Source organism: Nesterenkonia sp. K-15-9-6 (assembly GCF_052656005.1).
The window spans coordinates 1-16,289 of the sequence record NZ_JBQYEY010000022.1; the positions used below are offsets into that span (position 1 = coordinate 1).

The window sequence follows — 16,289 nt, forward strand, 5'->3', positions numbered from 1 at the left end:
GCGATCGAGAAGTACCAGCTCTCTGATCCCAATGCTGGGACCTCGGGGTCCACAGGAGGCGATGCCTGAGCCCAGGACCAACACCTGGGCTGAGGACCATCGCCTGGGCTGAGGACCGAGGACACGGAGGCACGCCGCCGAGGCTGACGTCCCCACAGGTCCGTCCCGCAGATCAGGGGCCGCGCGACCGCACACCGGTCGAGCGGCCCCTGATCTGTGTTCGGCTCCGGGCCCGTCGACGCCTGTTTTTGTAGGAGAGGCACAACTGGCCGGTCACATCCCTGACCGACTAGGCTCAGGGCCCATGACCGCCTCCGCCCCTCAGCTGCCTCCGCCCGCCCGGGTCTCCGAGGCTTCCCTGGAGGTCCTGCGGCGGCACACCGACCACCTCACCACGGCGGTGAACCTCCACCTGGAGGGCACGCTGCCCTGGTACCGGCAGCTCACCACCGACGAGCGCGCCTCCCTGCGGCTGATCGCCCAGCGCGGCATCCTCGGCCTGGTCAACTGGCTGGACAACCCGCAGACACGTTCCCTGCCCCTGGTCAACGAGCTCCTCGGCTCCGCGCCGCAGGACCTCATGCGGACCATCTCGCTCCAGCGTGCCCTGCAGCTGATCCGCACGATCGTCGAAGCGGTGGAGCATCGGCTCCCCGGCCTGGTGCCCGCCGACGATCAGCAGGGCATGCTCGAAGCCGTGCTGCGCTATTCGCGCGAGGTGGCCTTCGCCATCGCCGACGTCTACGCCCGTGCCGCCGAGTCCCGCGGCGCCTGGGACTCGCGCCTGGAGGCCCTGCTCGTCGACGCCGTGCTGCGCGGTGAGGCCGGAGAGCAGATCGCCTCCCGTGCCTCCGCCGTCGGCTGGCGCAGCTCGTCGGGAGTCGTGGTCGTGGTCGGACCCGCGCCCGACCAGGCGGACGCCGCCTTCATGAGCCACCTGAGGCGGCAGTGCGTGCGCTTCGCGGCGGATGCGGTGGTCGGCGTCCAGGGCGACAGGCTGGTCCTGCTGCTCGGCGGCGTGACCGACCTCGATGGGGGTCTGGAACGCATCATGTCCAGCTTCGGCGAGGGGCACGTGGTCTACTCGCGCATCTCCGGCTCCATCGAGCAGGCGCATCGCTGCGCCCAGGCCGCCTACTCCGGACACAGCGCCGCCCCGGCCTGGACCCTGGCCCCGAATCCGGTGGCTGCCGACGACCTCCTCCCGGAACGTGCGCTGGCCGGGGACGACACGGCCCGGCAGATGCTCCGCGAGGCGACCTTCGTGCCGTTGGCCGCTGCCGGCAACGGTCTGCTCGAGACCGTGACGGCATACATCAGCGCCGGCCGGTCGCTGGAGGGGACGGCCCGCGCGCTCTACGTCCACCCGAACACCGTGCGGTATCGGCTCCGCCGCGTCACAGAAATCACGGGCTGGGACCCGACGGAGCCGCGCGACGCGTACGTGCTGCAGACCGCTCTGGCCGTCGGACGCCTGTAGACTCGTCCTGGCCTCGGGTTTGTAGAGACCCCACAAAGGTCCCCGGAGAGCTTGGTCCACCCATGCCCCGCTCCGAGCAGCTGCGATATGGAAGGTTGGTAGTGTGCTAGCGATCATCTGCCCTGGACAGGGCTCCCAGTCCTCCGGCTTCCTCTCGCCGTGGCTCGAGGACGACTCCGCCCGCGAGACGCTGCAGGAATGGTCGGAGGTCGCGGAGACCGACCTGGTCCTCCACGGCACCCAGTCCGACGAGGACACCATCCGCGACACCGCACTCGCCCAGCCCCTCATCGTCGCCGCGTCTCTTCTGTCGGCGCGCGCCCTGGGCCTGACCCCCGGTCACACCACCGAGGCTGTGGACACCGACCAGCTGCTCTTCGCCGGCCACTCCGTCGGTGAGGTGCCGGCCGCCGCCCTGGCCGGAGTGCTCAGCGCGGATCAGGCGCTGCGCCTGATCCGAGTCCGCGCGCAGGGCATGGCGCAGGCGGCCGCCGCGGAGGCGACCTCCATGGCGGCGGTGCTCGGCGGCGTCGAGGACCAGGTGCGTGAGAGCATCGAGGCCCACGGCCTGACCGCCGCCAACGCCAACGGCCCCGGACAGATCGTGGCAGCCGGCACGGCCGACCGGATCGCGGCCCTGGAGGCTGAGCCCCCGGCCCGCGCCCGGGTGATCCCGCTGAAGGTGGCCGGCGCCTTCCACACCCAGCACATGGCCCCCGCCCAGGAGACTCTGGCCGCCGCCGTGGCGGACTTCTCGGTGCAGGACCCGATGGCACGTCTGCTCTCCAACCGCGACGGCCAGGCCGTCGCATCCGGGGGCGAAGTCCTGGACCGACTCGTGGAACAGGTCACACGTCCCGTGCGGTGGGACCTGTGCATGGAGTCCATGAAGGCCGCCGGCGTCACCGGTGTGCTGGAGCTTCTTCCCGGCGGCACTCTCACCGGGCTCGCCAAGCGCGGCCTCAAGGGTGTGGCCGCTCTGGCCGTCAAGTCCCCCGACGACCTCGACGCCGCCCGGACGTTCGTCGCCGACCACGCCTGAGCCCCACTCACCGTCCGATGCGCCGAGCCGCGCCCCGATCCCCGCAGCTGCCCTCCGGCAGCGCCGATTCACAGCAAGGACAGCTTCCGTGACAGCCACACTCAATCAGACCGAGACCGTCGCCGGCACCCAGGTGATGGGCATGGGCGCCTACCGCCCGGATGTCATCGTCGACAACGAGCAGATCTGCCAGTGGATCGACTCCTCCGACGAATGGATCCGCCAGCGCACCGGAATCCGAACCCGCCACCGTGCGGCCGCGGACGTCTCCGTGGTGGACATGGCAGAGGGCGCGGCCCGGGAAGCCCTGGAGAAGGCCGGACTCACCGGCGAGGACGTCGGCGCCGTCATCGTCGCCACCGTCACGCACCCCTATCAGACGCCCTCAGCGGCCGCCGCGGTCGCCCACCGGATCGGCTCCACCCCGGCGGCGGCCTTCGACATCTCCGCGGCCTGCGCCGGATACTGCTACGGCATCGCCCAGGCCGACTCCTTCGTCCGCTCCGGACTCGCGAAGCATGTCCTGGTGATCGGCGTCGAGAAGCTCTCCGACGTGATCGACAACCATGAGCGCAGCATCTCCTTCCTCCTGGGAGACGGTGCCGGCGCGGCCGTCGTCGGCCCGGCCGAGACGCCGGGCATCTCCCCCAGCCTGTTGGGCTCCAACGGCGAGAAGTGGGACTCCGTGTCGATGAACGGTTCGCTGATCCCGCTGCGCGACGCGCTGGCGCGAGCTCGGGAGACCGGCGACGCCGGTGAGCTGCTGGATCCGGAGACCACCCTCTGGCCCACTCTGCGGCAGGACGGACCGACCGTCTTCCGGTGGGCCGTCTGGGAGATGGCCAAGACCGCGCAGAAGGCCCTCGACGCCGCGGGCATCACGGCCGAGGATCTCGCCGCCTTCGTGCCGCACCAGGCCAACATCCGGATCATCGACGAGATGGTCAAGCAGCTCAAGCTCCCGGAGCACGTGCTCGTCGGACGCGACATCGCCGATGCGGGAAACACCTCCGCCGCGTCCATCCCGCTGGCCGCCCACCGGCTGCTGGAGGAGAACCCCGAGCTCTCCGGCGGGCTGTGCCTGCAGATCGGCTTCGGCGCCGGGCTCGTCTACGGCGCCCAGGTCGTCCGCCTGCCCTGACCCGGGCGCGGAGGACCACCACAGATGTCCTGGTCGAGGCGTCGCACAGCCGCCCGGCCAGGCCGACAGCGTCAGGGACACCTGAGGCACACACCAGAACACCGTACGAGCGACTCGTACGACCGAACAGAAGGGAGCAGCCCCGTGGCTGACAAGAACGAGATCCTCGCCGGCCTGGCTGAGATCGTCAACGAGGAGACCGGACTGGAGACCGAAGAGGTCCAGCTGGAGAAGTCCTTCACGGAGGACCTGGACATCGACTCGATCTCGATGATGACCATCGTGGTCAACGCCGAAGAGAAGTTCGACGTGAAGATCCCCGACGAAGAGGTCAAGAACCTCTCCACCGTCGGCGACGCCGTCACCTTCATCGCCGACGCCAAGGGCTGACCTGCCCGGCCTCAGTGTCCGGGGAGCGGGCAGGCGCCGCAGGTTCCGACGATCTCGGGCCGTGCGCCGGCCCGCTCCCGACTGAAGACCCACCATCCACCACTGACCAGAGGTAGATCCATGACACGCCGTCTCGTCATCACCGGCCTCGGCGCCACCACACCCATCGGCGGCGACGTGCCGACCCTGTGGAAGAACGCATTGACCGGCACGCCGGGCGCCAAGACCCTCGAGCACGACTGGGTCGAGCAGTACCAGCTCCCCGTCACCTTCGCAGCCGAGGTCCAGGTCGAGCCCGCGGAAGTGCTCGCCCGGCCCGAGACCCGGCGCATGGACCGCTCCACGCAGCTGGGCATGGTCGCCTCCCGTCAGGCGTGGAAGGATGCCGGCCTGGATGAGGCCGACGTCGATCCAGAACGCCTCGGGGTGTCCTTCGCCACCGGTATCGGAGGTGTGTGGACCCTGCTCGACTCGTGGGACACCCTGCGTGAACGCGGGCCTCGCCGCGTGATGCCCATGACCGTGCCGATGCTGATGCCCAACGGCGCCGCCGGGGCCATCAGCCTGGACCTGGGCGCCCGGGCCGGCGCTCGGACCGCCGTTTCGGCCTGCGCCTCGGGCACCGAAGCCCTGGAGATGGCCATCCGGATGCTGCGGGAGGGCGAGGCCGACGTCGTCATGGCCGGCGGCACCGAGGCCGCCATCCACCCGCTTCCGCTGGCGGCGTTCTCCTCGATGCAGGCGCTCTCCCGCCGGAACGACGACCCTGCCGCGGCGTCTCGCCCCTACGACGTCGACCGCGATGGCTTCGTCATGGGTGAAGGCGCCGGTGCCCTGGTGGTGGAGACCGAGGAGCATGCCAAGGCCCGTGGCGCCACCATCTATGCCGAACTGGCCGGAGCCGCCGTCACCTCTGACGCTCACCACATCACCGCACCCGACCCGGAGGCCATGGGGGCTACTCGGGCACTGCGCAAGGCGCTGGCCGACGCAGGCGCCTCGGTGGAGGACGTCACGCATGTCAACGCCCACGCCACCTCGACGCCGGTCGGCGACAAGCCGGAGTACACGGCGCTGAAGTCGGCCCTGGGGGATCGCCTCGACGAGGTCTGCGTCTCGGCGACCAAGTCCCAGACCGGTCACCTGCTGGGCGCCGCTGGTGCCGTGGAGTCCCTGCTCACCGTGCTGGCTCTCCACGACCGCAAGGCCGCCGTCACCATCAACCTCGAGAACCAGGACCCGGACATGCCGCTGAACGTGGTCACCGGGCAGGCGCGTGAACTGCCGGCCGGCGATCAGGTCGCCCTGTGCAACTCCTTCGGCTTCGGCGGGCACAATTCGGTGGTGGCGTTCCGCACCGTCTGATCGCAGCCTCGGCTCCGATCGTACTCTGAGCGTTCCCCACCGGGGATCTCACAGGACGTGCGAAGGGCGGCCTGCCCGGGATCTGCTGATCCTGGACAGACCGCCCTTCTGTCACGCTGTGGGAAGCGGTGCCGCGTGGGAAGCGATCGCCCGAAGGCGATTCAGCGGCAGGTTCAGACGTCGGCGGTGGACGGAGGAGGGCTCCACCGGACCGACAGGCGTCAGCCGATCAGCCGACGCGGTGCAGCCATCGCACCGGTGCGCCCTCGGCCGCGTGGCGGAAGGGGTCCAGCTCCTCGTCCCAGGCCTCGCCCAGGGCCAGCGAGAGCTCCTGATAGACCACAGAGGGGTCGCCGGCCCCCATCTCATAGGCATAGCGGATCCGGTCCTCGGAGACCAGGATGTTGCCGTGGACGTCGGTGGTGGCGTGAAAGATCCCGAGTTCCGGAGTGTGGGACCAGCGGCTGCCGTCACAGCCCGGGCTGGGATCCTCCGTGACTTCGAAGCGCAACTGCGCCAGGCTCCGCAGGGTGGAGGCCAACGTGGCTCCGACCCCCTGGGTGCCGCGCCAGCTCAGCTCGGCGCGGAACGTGCCGGGCGAGGCGGGCTGGGGCTCCCACTGGAAGTCCACTCGCGCATCCACCACTGACGACACCGCCCATTCGACATGCGGGCAGAGCGCAGCAGGCGCCGAGTGGATGTGCAGGACACCCCGGGCCGTGTGTGCAGACATATCCATCCTCCGTTGTGCTGTTGGTACGTCTTCCCCTACGACCGACAGCGCGGCACCGGATGAGTGCATCTGCAGTATGAAGCTGTGACTCGACAATTGTGCATGAGCGATGACTCATCTGCCAAGTGGAGTCAGGGCCGACCGAACGCCTGCGCTCTGACGAACGCCGGCCGAGCGGCCTGGACTCCGTGGACAGCTTAACAGGTGAGCGTGCGCCGCGACACCATCTGTGAGGGCTGTGTCTCGTCACCCCTCGCCCCGGTCACCTGTGGCGGGCGCTCACGCTCCCGCAGGACGTCCGCGCAGGCTCAGGCCCGAGGATGCGCCTGTCCATAGGCAGCACGCAGGCCTTCGACGGAGACGTGGGTATAGAGCTGAGTGGTCGACAAGGAGGCGTGTCCCAGCAGCTCCTGCACTGTCCGCAGATCTGCACCACCGTCGAGCAGATGGGTGGCGGCGCTGTGACGCAGCGCGTGAGGACCCCGGGCCGCCGTGGTGCCGAGGCTTTCGAGCAGAACATCGACCACCCGACGGACCGTGCGCTGGTCGATGCGCGCCCCGCGACGTCCCAGGAAGACGGCCTGCCCGGAGCGCTCCGTGACGAGACGCGGGCGCCCCTGCTCCAGATAGGCTTCGACGGCCTGCTCGGCGGGCACGCCGTAGGGCACCATCCGTTCCTTGTCCCCCTTGCCCAGTACGCGGACCATCCGGCGATCGGCGGCGAACGACGGCACGTCGAGCCCGACCAGCTCCGCCACACGCATGCCGGTCGCGTAGAGGAGCTCGACCATGGCGAGGTCCCGCAGGGCAACGGCGTGGTCGATCGGGGCTTCCGCGCGCCACTCCGCAGTGTCCCGGCACCGCTCGGTGAGCCGGGTGATCAGCTCATCCACCTGACAGTCCTGTAGGACGTCCGGCAGGCGGCGGGCCGTCCGCGCGGTCCGAAGCCGCACTGAGGGGTCCTCGGGCAGGGAACCACGACGGTGCGCCCACGCGGTGAAGCTGCGGACCGCCGCGATCTTGCGGTTCACGGTCGCCCGTCCGAGACCGGCGTCGTGGAGGTCCGCCAGCCAGGTGCGCAGACGGAGCAGGTCCAGCCGAGCCAGTGGACCCACGGCCTGCCGAAGCTGACGAAGGTCAGTGCGGTACGAGCGCACAGTGTGCGCCGAGAGTCCCCGCTCTGCGCTCAGATGGGTCAGGTAGTCCCGGAGCAGGGCGTCCTGCTCGGCATCCGCGGCATCCGCGGCATCGACGGCACCCACGGCACCCACGGCACCCACGGCATCGTCGGCGGGCACGCGCGCGAGGTCGCCGTCCGGACTGCCGCCCGGCGGTCTGGCTCTCCGGCCTGTGGCCGGATCGTCCCTGTCCTCCATGTCGGCAGTCTATCGGTGCGATCACGACGTCGGCGGCACACCGTGGCTCCGCCCCCAGCGGCCGCCCGACTCCCGCGCCAGGCCGCACCGTTGGAGCCGGGTGAGCCCGCCCAGCACCTGCGGCATGGGCAGTCCCGCCACTTCCGACAGCTTTCCGGCGGTGCTGAGCCGCCGCAGCGGCAACGCATCGAACAGCAGCCTGTCGGTCTGGTCCAGGCCATCCAGCACCTCCGTGATCCTCGCGCGCTCCCCCGGGGCTCCGCTGTCCCCGGCGTCCTGCCCTCGGCCGCCCCGATCGCCCGCTGTGCGCACGGAGACCGTGGGACCCGACCGTTCCGGCAGCGGAAGTCTCGGCTGGTCGAGTCCTCCGATGCGCGGATCCGCAGGCCCGGCGCTGGTGGCTGTCGGGGTCACCTCAGCGATGAGGCTGACGACGTCAGCGGCATCTGTGATCACTTCGGCGGGGGTCTCGCGCAGGAGCCGGTGACAGCCTGCGGATCTCGCCGCATGCACACTGCCCGGCACAGCACCGACCGGTCGACCGAGCCCCAAGGCGTGGTGGGCCGTGTTCTGCGCCCCGGACCGCCATCGGGACTCCACCACGACCGTCGCCGCGGTCAGCGCAGCGATCAACCGGTTCCGGTGCAGGAAGCGGTGTCTGGTCGGACTCCCACCGGGCGGCATCTCGCTCACCAGCAGGCCGTGCTCCCCGACCGCCCGCAGGAGGGAGTCATTGCCGGCGGGATAGAATCGGTCCAGGCCCCCTGCGAGGACCGCGACGGTCGGAGCGGCCGCCTCGGCACCTCTGAGGATCGCCCCATCCGCTGTCGGGCCTGCCGCACCGTGCGGCGCCGCACCGTCGCGGCGCAGCGCGGCACGATGGGCGGCGGCATCGATACCGTAGGCCCCTCCGGAGACGATGCAGACACCGTGGCCCACCAGGTCCTCGACGATCTCGGCTGTGACCCGCAGCCCGTAGTCGCTCGCCTCCCGCGAGCCGACGACGGCGACCCGACGGGGCAGACGCGGCAGCCGGCCCCATGCGGCCTCGATGCGCGACCCGGCGCCACGATGCCAGAGCGCCAGCGGCGCGGCCCCGCCGAGATCCTCGAGCTCACTGGGCCACCATGGGTCCTCCGGCACAGTCAGGCCCCCTCCGAACCTCCAGATGGTCTCCAGGTCACGCGCCCCCTGGGCCTGCCTCCGGCGAGTGCGCCAACGGGCCAGCCCAGCATGGAGATCGCGTTGTCTCGCACCGAGCCCGGACTGTGCCCCCAGTTCCCCGATCTGAGTGGTCAGCGTCGCCCCAGGATCTGCCTCCGACATGATCAGGGCGTGGGCTTCTACCGGCCCCAGATGAGCGACCAGCAGCCCGGCGAGTGCGTCACCGGGTTCGACCAGGCGACTCAGCTCGGCCCGCACCCGGAGCAGATCCTCGTCGACAGCAGGTCTCCCTCGGTCCTGTCCGACGGCCCCGTTCATGCCGCCCTCCTCTCCTCCGCGGTCTGCCTCAGCTGCATCGCCGCATCGACCTCCTCGGTCCCTGGGCAGGACTGGCCGGCGAGGTCGGCCAGCGTCCAAGCCAGACGGAGCACCCGGACATAGCCGCGGAGCGAGAGCACCGCCCGATCCAGGCTCGCATCGAGCGCCCGGGTGCTGGCGGGTGTCAGCCGCAGCGGTCCGGTGAGCAGTCGCAGCGGGAGGTCCCCGTTCGTCCTCAAGCCCCAGGGGGCGAGCCGTTCCCTTTGGGCGCCGCGAGCCCCCATCACACGCCGCAGCACCTCGGCGGAGCTCTCTCCGGGCTCCGCCAGGGCCATGGCGGCGGATCGAGGCCGTTCCACCTGGACCTGCAGGTCGATGCGGTCCAGCAGCGGACCAGAGAGCCGCGCGAGGTAGGACCGGCGTTGCAGCACCGTGCAGGTACAGTCCCGCCCGGTGCCCACAGCCATCCCGCATGGACACGGATTCGCAGCCATGACCAGCTGGAAACGCGCGGGATACGTGACGGTGCCCGCCGATCGGTGCAGAGTCACCGCCCCCGTCTCCAAAGGCTGACGCAGGGCATCCAAGGTGGAGCGTTGAAACTCCGGCGCCTCATCGAGGAACAGGACGCCCCGGTGGGACCGCGTCACCGCGCCCGGGCGGGGCAGCCGGGAGCCGCCGCCGACGATCGCCGCCGTGCTGGCGCTGTGATGCGGCGCTTCGAAGGGAGGACGTCGTGTCAGGGCCGTGACAGGTCCCGTCGGCCCCGCCACCGAGCCGATGGCGGTCACCTCCATCGCCTCATCGTCGCCCAGCGGTGGAAGGACGCCGGGCAGTCGTTCCGCCAACATGGTCTTCCCGGCGCCGGGTGCACCCATGAGGAGGAGATGGTGACCACCGGCGGCGGCCGCTTCCAGCGCGAACCGTGCCTGGGGCTGCCCACGGACCTCTGCGAGATCGGGCAGGGCTTCGGGTCCCGGCTCCACGTCCTGGTCCGCCGCGGCGCTGCCGGTGTGGCGGTCCATCACCACATCCGGGTCCACCGGAAGACGGCGTGGATCCACGCCGGCGACGCCGCGATCCCGCCGTCCGGACACGGCGAAGCCTTGGGCAACCTCGTAGGCATGGGACGCGGCCCAGACTTCGATGCCGGGCACCAGCGCGGCCTCGGCCGCGTTCTGTCGGGAGACCACCACACGCACCGCCCCGGCCCGCGCGGCAGCCGCGACCGCAGGCAGAACGCCTCGCACCGGGCGCAGGCGGCCGTCCAGACCGAGTTCAGCCAGAAAGACCACCTCGTCGGTGCCGGCGACCAGCCCGTCGGCCGCCCACGCGCTCATCAGAATCGCCAGATCCAGGGCTGAGCCGGACTTCGGCAGAGAAGCAGGCAGCAGATTCACGGTCAGCCGCCGGGAGGGCAGGTCCAGTCCGGAGTTCTTCGCCGCGGACCGGATGCGGTCCTGGCTCTCCCGCAGCGATGCGTCCGGCAGCCCCAAGAGGATGAAGGCCGGCAGCGACTGGCCGATGTCGGCCTCCACGTCGATCAGGTGCCCTTGGACTCCCACGAGCACCACCGAGCGGGCGCGTCCCATGCTCATGGCCGCAGGTCCTCCAGGTGCTCGATCTGCGGCACACCCAGTGCGGTGTCGCGCTCGGCGGGGAAGAGCACCGAGACGGCGTCCACACGCAGAGGCACCCGCACGCCGCTGTGCTGAGCGGCGTACTCGCGGAGCAGCCGGTGCAGCCGGTGCAGCTTCACCGGGGTCACGGCTTCGAACGGATGACCCCAGCCACGGCCACGGCGGGTCTTGACCTCGACGGCCACCAGGACGCCGTCGTCGAGAGTGATCAGGTCCAGCTCACCGTGGCGGCTGCGCCAGCGTCGGTCCAGCACGATGTGGCCGGCCGCGACCAGGTGCGTCTCCGCGTACTCCTCCCCCAGCAGTCCCAGCTCGTCCTTGCTCGGCGGCGCCTGGTGCTGGTGCCGCGACGGAGTGATCTCCATCTGTGGTGCTCCCTTCCTCGGTGCGCACCACTCTGCCCCGCCGCCGAAAAGCCCACGAGCTCCGCGACGCGGTCTGTGGAGGGCTGGGCGTGTCGTCAGCCCACCGGTCGCTCCTGTGGAGGAACGGAAGACGCCACGTGCCGGCCCGAGTCACCGGCGGAGGGCGGCGTCCCGGAGGGAATGCCTTCCCGGCACCAGCTTCCAGGAGCGCCGATGCTGAGGGGTCAGCCCCCGCTCCACCAGGGCTGCACGGTGGGCCGCCGAGCCATAGCCGCGGTTCGACTCCCAGCCGTAGCCGGGGTGCTGCTGCGCCAGGTCCGCCATCAGGGCATCGCGGCGCACCTTCGCCACCACACTGGCCGACGCGACGGAGAGGGCCTTGACATCAGCCTTCACCAGAGGATGGACGCGCGGGGACGCCCCGCCCGTCAGCCAGTCATGGGAGCCATCGAGGATGACCGCGTCGACGGCGAGCCCCAGCGAGTTCTCCACCTCGTCCAGGCCCGCCAGGCCCGCCTCGCGGAGCGCCGCCGTGATGCCGATCTGGTCGATGCGGGCGGCCTCTCGGTGCTGGACGCTGCACGAGGCTGCCCGTTCGAGCACCACCGGAGCCCATCGCTGCCGAGCTGCGGCGGTCAGCAGCTTCGAGTCTCGCACCCCGTCGAGCCCCTCGACCACGCCCGTCGTGGGACAGTACTCAAGTCCAGGCTCGTAGAGGTCGAAGACCGTCACGCCGACGGTCACGGGCCCGGCCAACGCCCCACGGCCCACCTCGTCCACTCCGGCGACGTAGCGCGCACCGATCGACGAGGCCAGGGCCAGCTCCGGCAGCAGCGTCGCGTTCTCCGGCATCAGGGCGCCTCCGGCACCTCGATGAAGGGGTCGCGGTCCGACCCGCCACCGGCCCACCGGTCCCAGGGCCAGATGATCGCCGTCGAGCGGCCGATGACGTCGTCGAGCGGCACCGCTCCCATGTCACCGTCCTGCACATGAGCTCTCGAGTCCGCCGAGGCCGATCGGTGGTCACCGAGCAGCCAGACGTGACCCTCCGGCACCGTCACGGAGAACTCAGTCTGGCTCGGGGCGTCTCCGGGGAACAGGTACGGCTCGTGGATGGGTTCGCCGTTGACGCTGATCCTGCCGGAGTCGTCGCAGCACTCCACCTCGTCGCCGTCCATCCCGATCACCCGCTTGACCACGTAGTGCGCCGAGGTGTCAGGCATGAGGCCCAGGAAGATCAGTGTGTCCTGCAGCGCCGTCGTGTCGGCGGCCTCCGCGGCACCCCACCATCCGCGCGTGTCCTCGAAGACCACGACGTCTCCCCGCTCGACGTCCATGACCTCCGGTGCCAGCAGGTTCACCACGATGCGGTCATCGACCTCCAGCGTCGACTCCATCGACTCCGACGGGATGTAGAACGCCCGCATCAGGAAGGTCTTCACCACGAAGGAGATGATCAGCGCGAGCACCACGATGGTCGCGATCTCGACCAGGAAGGCGGCGGCCGGACTGCGATCCCGCAGCCGGCGGCGCTCCTGCGGACCGTCGGCCCCGGGCCGGTCCGGACCTCCCGTCCCCTCACCCGAAGCGGGCTCCTCGGACACGCCGCGCGGCTCGTCCTCACTGCTCATCCGTGCCCTCCTGGCGTTCGTGGTCGTCGGCGGATCCCAGCAGGGGATGCGGGTCCGCTGCGGACGTGCTGTCCTCGGCGAGGTCACGCCGCGCGCTCCAGGGCCAGAAGACATCGGTAGCGCGGCCGATCAGCCGATCCTCGCTGATCATACCGCCGCCCGGAGCCCCGAGCAGGGCTCGCGAGTCCACCGACTCGTCGCGATTGTCGCCCATGACCCACAGGCGTCCCGGGGGCACCTCGACGTCGAAGGACTGTTCGGAGGCCGGCTCCTCGGGGCTGGGACGCCACCCCAGGTAGGGCTCCTCGAGCGGTTCGCCGTCCACCGTCACACGCCCCTGCTCGTCACAGCAGGCCACCGTGTCGCCGCCGACGCCGATCACGCGCTTCACATAGGTCTGTGGGGGCGACCCGATGCCGAACCAGTGACCTGCCCTCTCAGCCAGCTCCACGAGCGCACCATGGTCTGCCTGGTACGGAGTGAAGGACCCCGTGCCGTCGAAGACGACGACGTCCCCACGGTCCGCACCCGAACTTCCCGGATAAGAGCGGTCCACCAGGATCCGTTCGCCGTCGTCCAGGGTGGGCTGCATCGAGTTCTGGTCGACCGTGTAGACGTCGACCACCCAGGTGCGCACCGCCGTGGTGGCCAGCACGGCCGCCAGCACGGTCAGCAGCATCAGATGCCAGAGCCTCACGCGTCGCTGAGCAGACGACGAACCCCGAGCCTCATCGGCAGTGCCGGGAGACTCGGGGTTCGGAGATGACGACATGGGCGCAGCCCGATCGGCTCGTCGGACATCGGACCGGGTCCGACAGACCGGAGCCGGTCAGACCTGGTCCAGACCGATCAGGCCTCGGTCGCCTCGACGTCCTCGCCCTGCTGCCGGGCGATGGCCGACTCGCGCTTCTCGCGGATGCGAGCGGCCTTGCCGTGGCGGTCACGCATGTAGTAGAGCTTGGCGCGACGGACGTCACCGCGGGCGACGACCTCGACCTTCTCGATCACCGGGGAGTGCACCGGGAAGGTGCGCTCCACGCCGACGCCGAAGGAGACCTTGCGGACGGTGAAGGTCTCGCCGACGCCGCGACCCTGGCGGCCGAGCACGTAACCCTTGAAGACCTGGACACGAGTGGTCTTGCCTTCGACGATGTTGACGTGCACGTTCACGGTGTCGCCGGGGGCGAACTCGGGGATGTCATCACGCAGGCTTGCTGCGTCGACGAAGTCGAGAGTGTGCATGGTGTTTCTCCTCGGACGACTGCCACAGGTCACTCGTCCTGATCGACAGACCTCTCACCCGGAGGCGGGCGTATGCCCTCGGGGCGCAGGTCATCAGGTGTGATCTCCGGCGCCGACAGGATCAGCGGCACCGGCGGCCTCACTGTTGACGGTCATCCCCCATGGCAGATGAACCCGTCCAGCAGGCACGGAGGACCATTATGCCAGATCGTCGACGCCTGGGCGACCGGACCGGGACGAGTCCCTCAGCCCTGGGCCTCGTCGGCGCGCCGCGCCGCCTCCTCCTGGGCGACGATGTGCTTCGCGTAGAGATCGGGGCGGATGCGCCGGGTCCGCAGCAGCTGCTCCTGGCGCCGGTGCTCGTCGATCTTCGCGTGGTTGCCCGAGAGCAGGATCTCCGGCACCTCATGCCCGCGCCAGACGGCCGGCTTCGTGTAGACGGGATACTCGAGGAGGCCGTCGGCGTGGGACTCCTCGTCGAGGGACTCCGGATTCCCCAGCACTCCGGGAAGCAGACGGGTGATCGCCTCCACCATCACGATGATGGCCGCCTCCCCCCCGTTGAGCACGTAGTCGCCGATGCTCAGAGGCAGGACGTCGAAGTGCTCCTGGGCCCAGTCCGTGACGCGCTGGTCGATGCCCTCGTAGCGACCAGCGGCGAACACGAGATGCTCCCGTGCGGCCAGCTCCTCGGCGGTGCGCTGGGTGAAGACGTCACCGGCGGGCGTGGGGATGATCAGCACGGGGCGCTCAGCGGGGCTCGGAGCCGCGAGCACGTTCTCCAAGGCCAAGGCCCACGGCTCCGGCTTCATGACCATGCCCGCGCCGCCGCCGGTCGGTGTGTCGTCGACCGTGCGATGCCGGTCGGTGGTGAAGTCGCGCAGCTGGTGGCGGCGCAGCTCCAGAAGTCCGTCACGCTGGGCCTTGCCGATGAGCGAGAGGTCCAGCACGTCGAAGAACTCGGGGAAGATCGAGACGGCGTCGATGCGCATCAGAACGGATGCCTTCCTGGTCATCGGTCACGGAGGGCCGGCTGAGAGGCCTGACGGCTCGGGACGTGGGGTCAGAAGAGACCGGCGGGAGGGTTGAGGCGGATGAGCTGGGCCTCGAGGTCGATCTCCGGAACGAGCTCGACGACGAAGGGAACCAACACCTCCTCACCCGAAGGCGTCCCCACGGACAGCAGGTCCTGCGCGGCGCCGGTGATGAGCTCCCGCGCGGTGCCGAGCTCCTCACCGTCCGGGCCCACGCAGCGCAGACCGGCGATCTGATGGCTGTACCAGCCGTCGTCGTCCTCCGGCTCCGCCGGGACGTCGATATGCAGGAACGAGCCGCGCAGCGCCTCTGCGGCATCGCGGTCGTCGACCTCGGCGAACCGCAGCAGGCAGATGCTCTTGTTCCACCGCTGACCGGTCACAGTCAACGACGTGGTGCTCCGGTCGAGGGTGTCCCGCCCCGGCGTGCGGATGAGCTCGGCTCCGGGGGCGAGCCGCTCGGAGGGCTCATCGGTGAACAGCTGCACCGTGACCTCGCCACGGACGCCGTGCGGCTTGCCCACGCGAGCGACCCGCAGGCGCTCCGCCGTCTCCGGCGGTGCCTGCGGGTCGCTCGTCTCTGGGCGCTTCCCGTTCTGGGCAGTGCTCATAGTGGTCGCAGCCTGGGACGTCGCTCAGCGACGCCGGTCGGTGTCGACCACGTCGACGCGGACGTGCTCGCCGTCTGGGAGCGCGGCGATCACGGTGCGCAGTGCCTTGGCAGTGCGCCCCGCTCGACCGATGACCCGGCCGAGGTCGTCCGGGTGGACCCGGACCTGGAGCACATCGTGACGGCGCCCGCTGCGACGACGGACGTCGACGTCATCAGGTGAGTCGACGATGCCGCGCACCAGGTGTTCGAGAGCATCGGTCAGCACTGCATCAGCCACGCGGAATCACTCAGCCTTGTCCTCGGTGGTCTCCTCGGCGGAAGCCTCCGCGGACTCCTCGGCCTGGGGCTTCTCGGGAGCCTTCTCGGAGGTTCCGACGATGACCGAGCCCTTCTGCGGGACCTGGTACTCCTCCTTGGGAGCCTTGGTCTTCAGAGTGCCCTCGGCGCCGTCGAGGCCCTTGAACTTCTGCCAGTCACCGGTGATCTTCAGCAGTGCCATGACCTGCTCGGTCGGCTGAGCGCCGACGGAGAGCCAGTACTGGGCACGCTCAGAGTCGATCTCGATGAACGAGGGCTCCTCGGTGGGGTGGTACTTGCCGATCTGCTCGATGGCCGCTCCGTCACGCTTGGTGCGGGAGTCGGCGACGACGACACGGTAGTACGGTGCGCGGATCTTACCCATCCGCTTCAGACGAATCTTGACTGCCACTTGAGTGGTCCACTCCTGTTTCTTGTTTTCAGGGGCGCGGCCGAGC

18 protein-coding genes are annotated in these 16,289 nt (G+C 70.1%); 5 read left to right on the forward strand and 13 right to left on the reverse strand.

What is annotated here, in order from left to right; translation table 11 throughout:
- Window positions 1-304 precede the first annotated feature (304 nt).
- From SD455_RS12860 to fabF, 5 genes are all read left to right on the forward strand, one after another.
- Window positions 305-1,480 carry a PucR family transcriptional regulator gene (locus SD455_RS12860; protein ID WP_070161427.1) on the forward strand — a complete coding sequence of 392 codons (1,176 nt, stop codon included), beginning with the start codon at window positions 305-307 and terminating at the stop codon, window positions 1,478-1,480.
- Between the two features lie 103 nt (window positions 1,481-1,583).
- The gene (locus tag SD455_RS12865) at window positions 1,584-2,522 is read left to right on the forward strand and encodes an ACP S-malonyltransferase (protein ID WP_445508343.1); all 939 of its coding nucleotides are present in this window, start codon (window positions 1,584-1,586) and stop codon (window positions 2,520-2,522) included.
- Window positions 2,523-2,658: 136 nt separating this feature from the next.
- The gene (locus SD455_RS12870) at window positions 2,659-3,663 is read left to right on the forward strand and encodes a beta-ketoacyl-ACP synthase III (protein WP_085437112.1); all 1,005 of its coding nucleotides are present in this window, start codon (window positions 2,659-2,661) and stop codon (window positions 3,661-3,663) included.
- Between the two features lie 144 nt (window positions 3,664-3,807).
- Window positions 3,808-4,053, forward strand: a complete 246-nt coding sequence (locus tag SD455_RS12875; protein ID WP_070161425.1) for an acyl carrier protein — start codon at window positions 3,808-3,810, stop codon at window positions 4,051-4,053.
- 120 nt (window positions 4,054-4,173) lie between these two features.
- On the forward strand, window positions 4,174-5,418 hold the full coding sequence (fabF, locus tag SD455_RS12880) for a beta-ketoacyl-ACP synthase II (protein ID WP_445508344.1): 1,245 nt from the start codon (window positions 4,174-4,176) through the stop codon (window positions 5,416-5,418).
- Between the two features lie 229 nt (window positions 5,419-5,647).
- Here the strand turns inward: fabF and SD455_RS12885 are convergent, their stop codons facing one another.
- From SD455_RS12885 to rpsP, 13 genes are all read right to left on the reverse strand, one after another.
- The gene (locus SD455_RS12885) at window positions 5,648-6,151 is read right to left on the reverse strand and encodes a DUF3145 domain-containing protein (RefSeq protein WP_070161423.1); all 504 of its coding nucleotides are present in this window, start codon (window positions 6,149-6,151) and stop codon (window positions 5,648-5,650) included.
- Between the two features lie 308 nt (window positions 6,152-6,459).
- On the reverse strand, window positions 6,460-7,527 hold the full coding sequence (locus SD455_RS12890; RefSeq protein ID WP_445508345.1) for a tyrosine recombinase XerC: 1,068 nt from the start codon (window positions 7,525-7,527) through the stop codon (window positions 6,460-6,462).
- A 21-nt stretch (window positions 7,528-7,548) separates the two neighbouring features.
- On the reverse strand, window positions 7,549-9,009 hold the full coding sequence (locus SD455_RS12895; protein ID WP_445508346.1) for a DNA-processing protein DprA: 1,461 nt from the start codon (window positions 9,007-9,009) through the stop codon (window positions 7,549-7,551).
- A complete protein-coding gene (locus SD455_RS12900; protein WP_070161419.1) occupies window positions 9,006-10,607 on the reverse strand; it encodes a YifB family Mg chelatase-like AAA ATPase in 1,602 nt (533 codons plus the stop codon). The genes SD455_RS12895 and SD455_RS12900 overlap by 4 nt, the downstream gene beginning before the upstream one ends.
- A complete protein-coding gene (locus SD455_RS12905; protein WP_070161417.1) occupies window positions 10,604-11,014 on the reverse strand; it encodes a YraN family protein in 411 nt (136 codons plus the stop codon). Before SD455_RS12905 ends, SD455_RS12900 begins: the two co-directional genes overlap by 4 nt.
- A 150-nt stretch (window positions 11,015-11,164) precedes the next feature.
- Window positions 11,165-11,866: a ribonuclease HII gene (locus SD455_RS12910; protein WP_070161415.1), complete on the reverse strand. Its 702-nt coding sequence runs from the start codon at window positions 11,864-11,866 to the stop codon at window positions 11,165-11,167.
- On the reverse strand, window positions 11,866-12,645 hold the full coding sequence (gene lepB, locus SD455_RS12915) for a signal peptidase I (protein WP_083277663.1): 780 nt from the start codon (window positions 12,643-12,645) through the stop codon (window positions 11,866-11,868). Before lepB (SD455_RS12915) ends, SD455_RS12910 begins: the two co-directional genes overlap by 1 nt.
- Window positions 12,635-13,342: a signal peptidase I gene (gene lepB / locus SD455_RS12920; protein ID WP_070161413.1), complete on the reverse strand. Its 708-nt coding sequence runs from the start codon at window positions 13,340-13,342 to the stop codon at window positions 12,635-12,637. The genes lepB (SD455_RS12915) and lepB (SD455_RS12920) overlap by 11 nt, the downstream gene beginning before the upstream one ends.
- Before the next feature lie 152 nt (window positions 13,343-13,494).
- On the reverse strand, window positions 13,495-13,887 hold the full coding sequence (rplS, locus tag SD455_RS12925; RefSeq protein WP_070161411.1) for a 50S ribosomal protein L19: 393 nt from the start codon (window positions 13,885-13,887) through the stop codon (window positions 13,495-13,497).
- A 245-nt stretch (window positions 13,888-14,132) separates the two neighbouring features.
- Window positions 14,133-14,879 (reverse strand): tRNA (guanosine(37)-N1)-methyltransferase TrmD, encoded by a 747-nt coding sequence (trmD, locus tag SD455_RS12930; RefSeq protein WP_070161409.1) that lies wholly within the window; start codon window positions 14,877-14,879, stop codon window positions 14,133-14,135.
- A 71-nt stretch (window positions 14,880-14,950) separates the two neighbouring features.
- On the reverse strand, window positions 14,951-15,532 hold the full coding sequence (gene rimM / locus SD455_RS12935) for a ribosome maturation factor RimM (protein ID WP_083277662.1): 582 nt from the start codon (window positions 15,530-15,532) through the stop codon (window positions 14,951-14,953).
- A 24-nt stretch (window positions 15,533-15,556) separates the two neighbouring features.
- Complete coding sequence (locus SD455_RS12940; RefSeq protein WP_070161407.1) at window positions 15,557-15,799, reverse strand: RNA-binding protein; 243 nt, start codon at window positions 15,797-15,799, stop codon at window positions 15,557-15,559.
- Window positions 15,800-15,817: 18 nt separating this feature from the next.
- The gene (rpsP, locus tag SD455_RS12945) at window positions 15,818-16,243 is read right to left on the reverse strand and encodes a 30S ribosomal protein S16 (protein WP_311024747.1); all 426 of its coding nucleotides are present in this window, start codon (window positions 16,241-16,243) and stop codon (window positions 15,818-15,820) included.
- Between the last annotated feature and the right edge of the window lie 46 nt (window positions 16,244-16,289).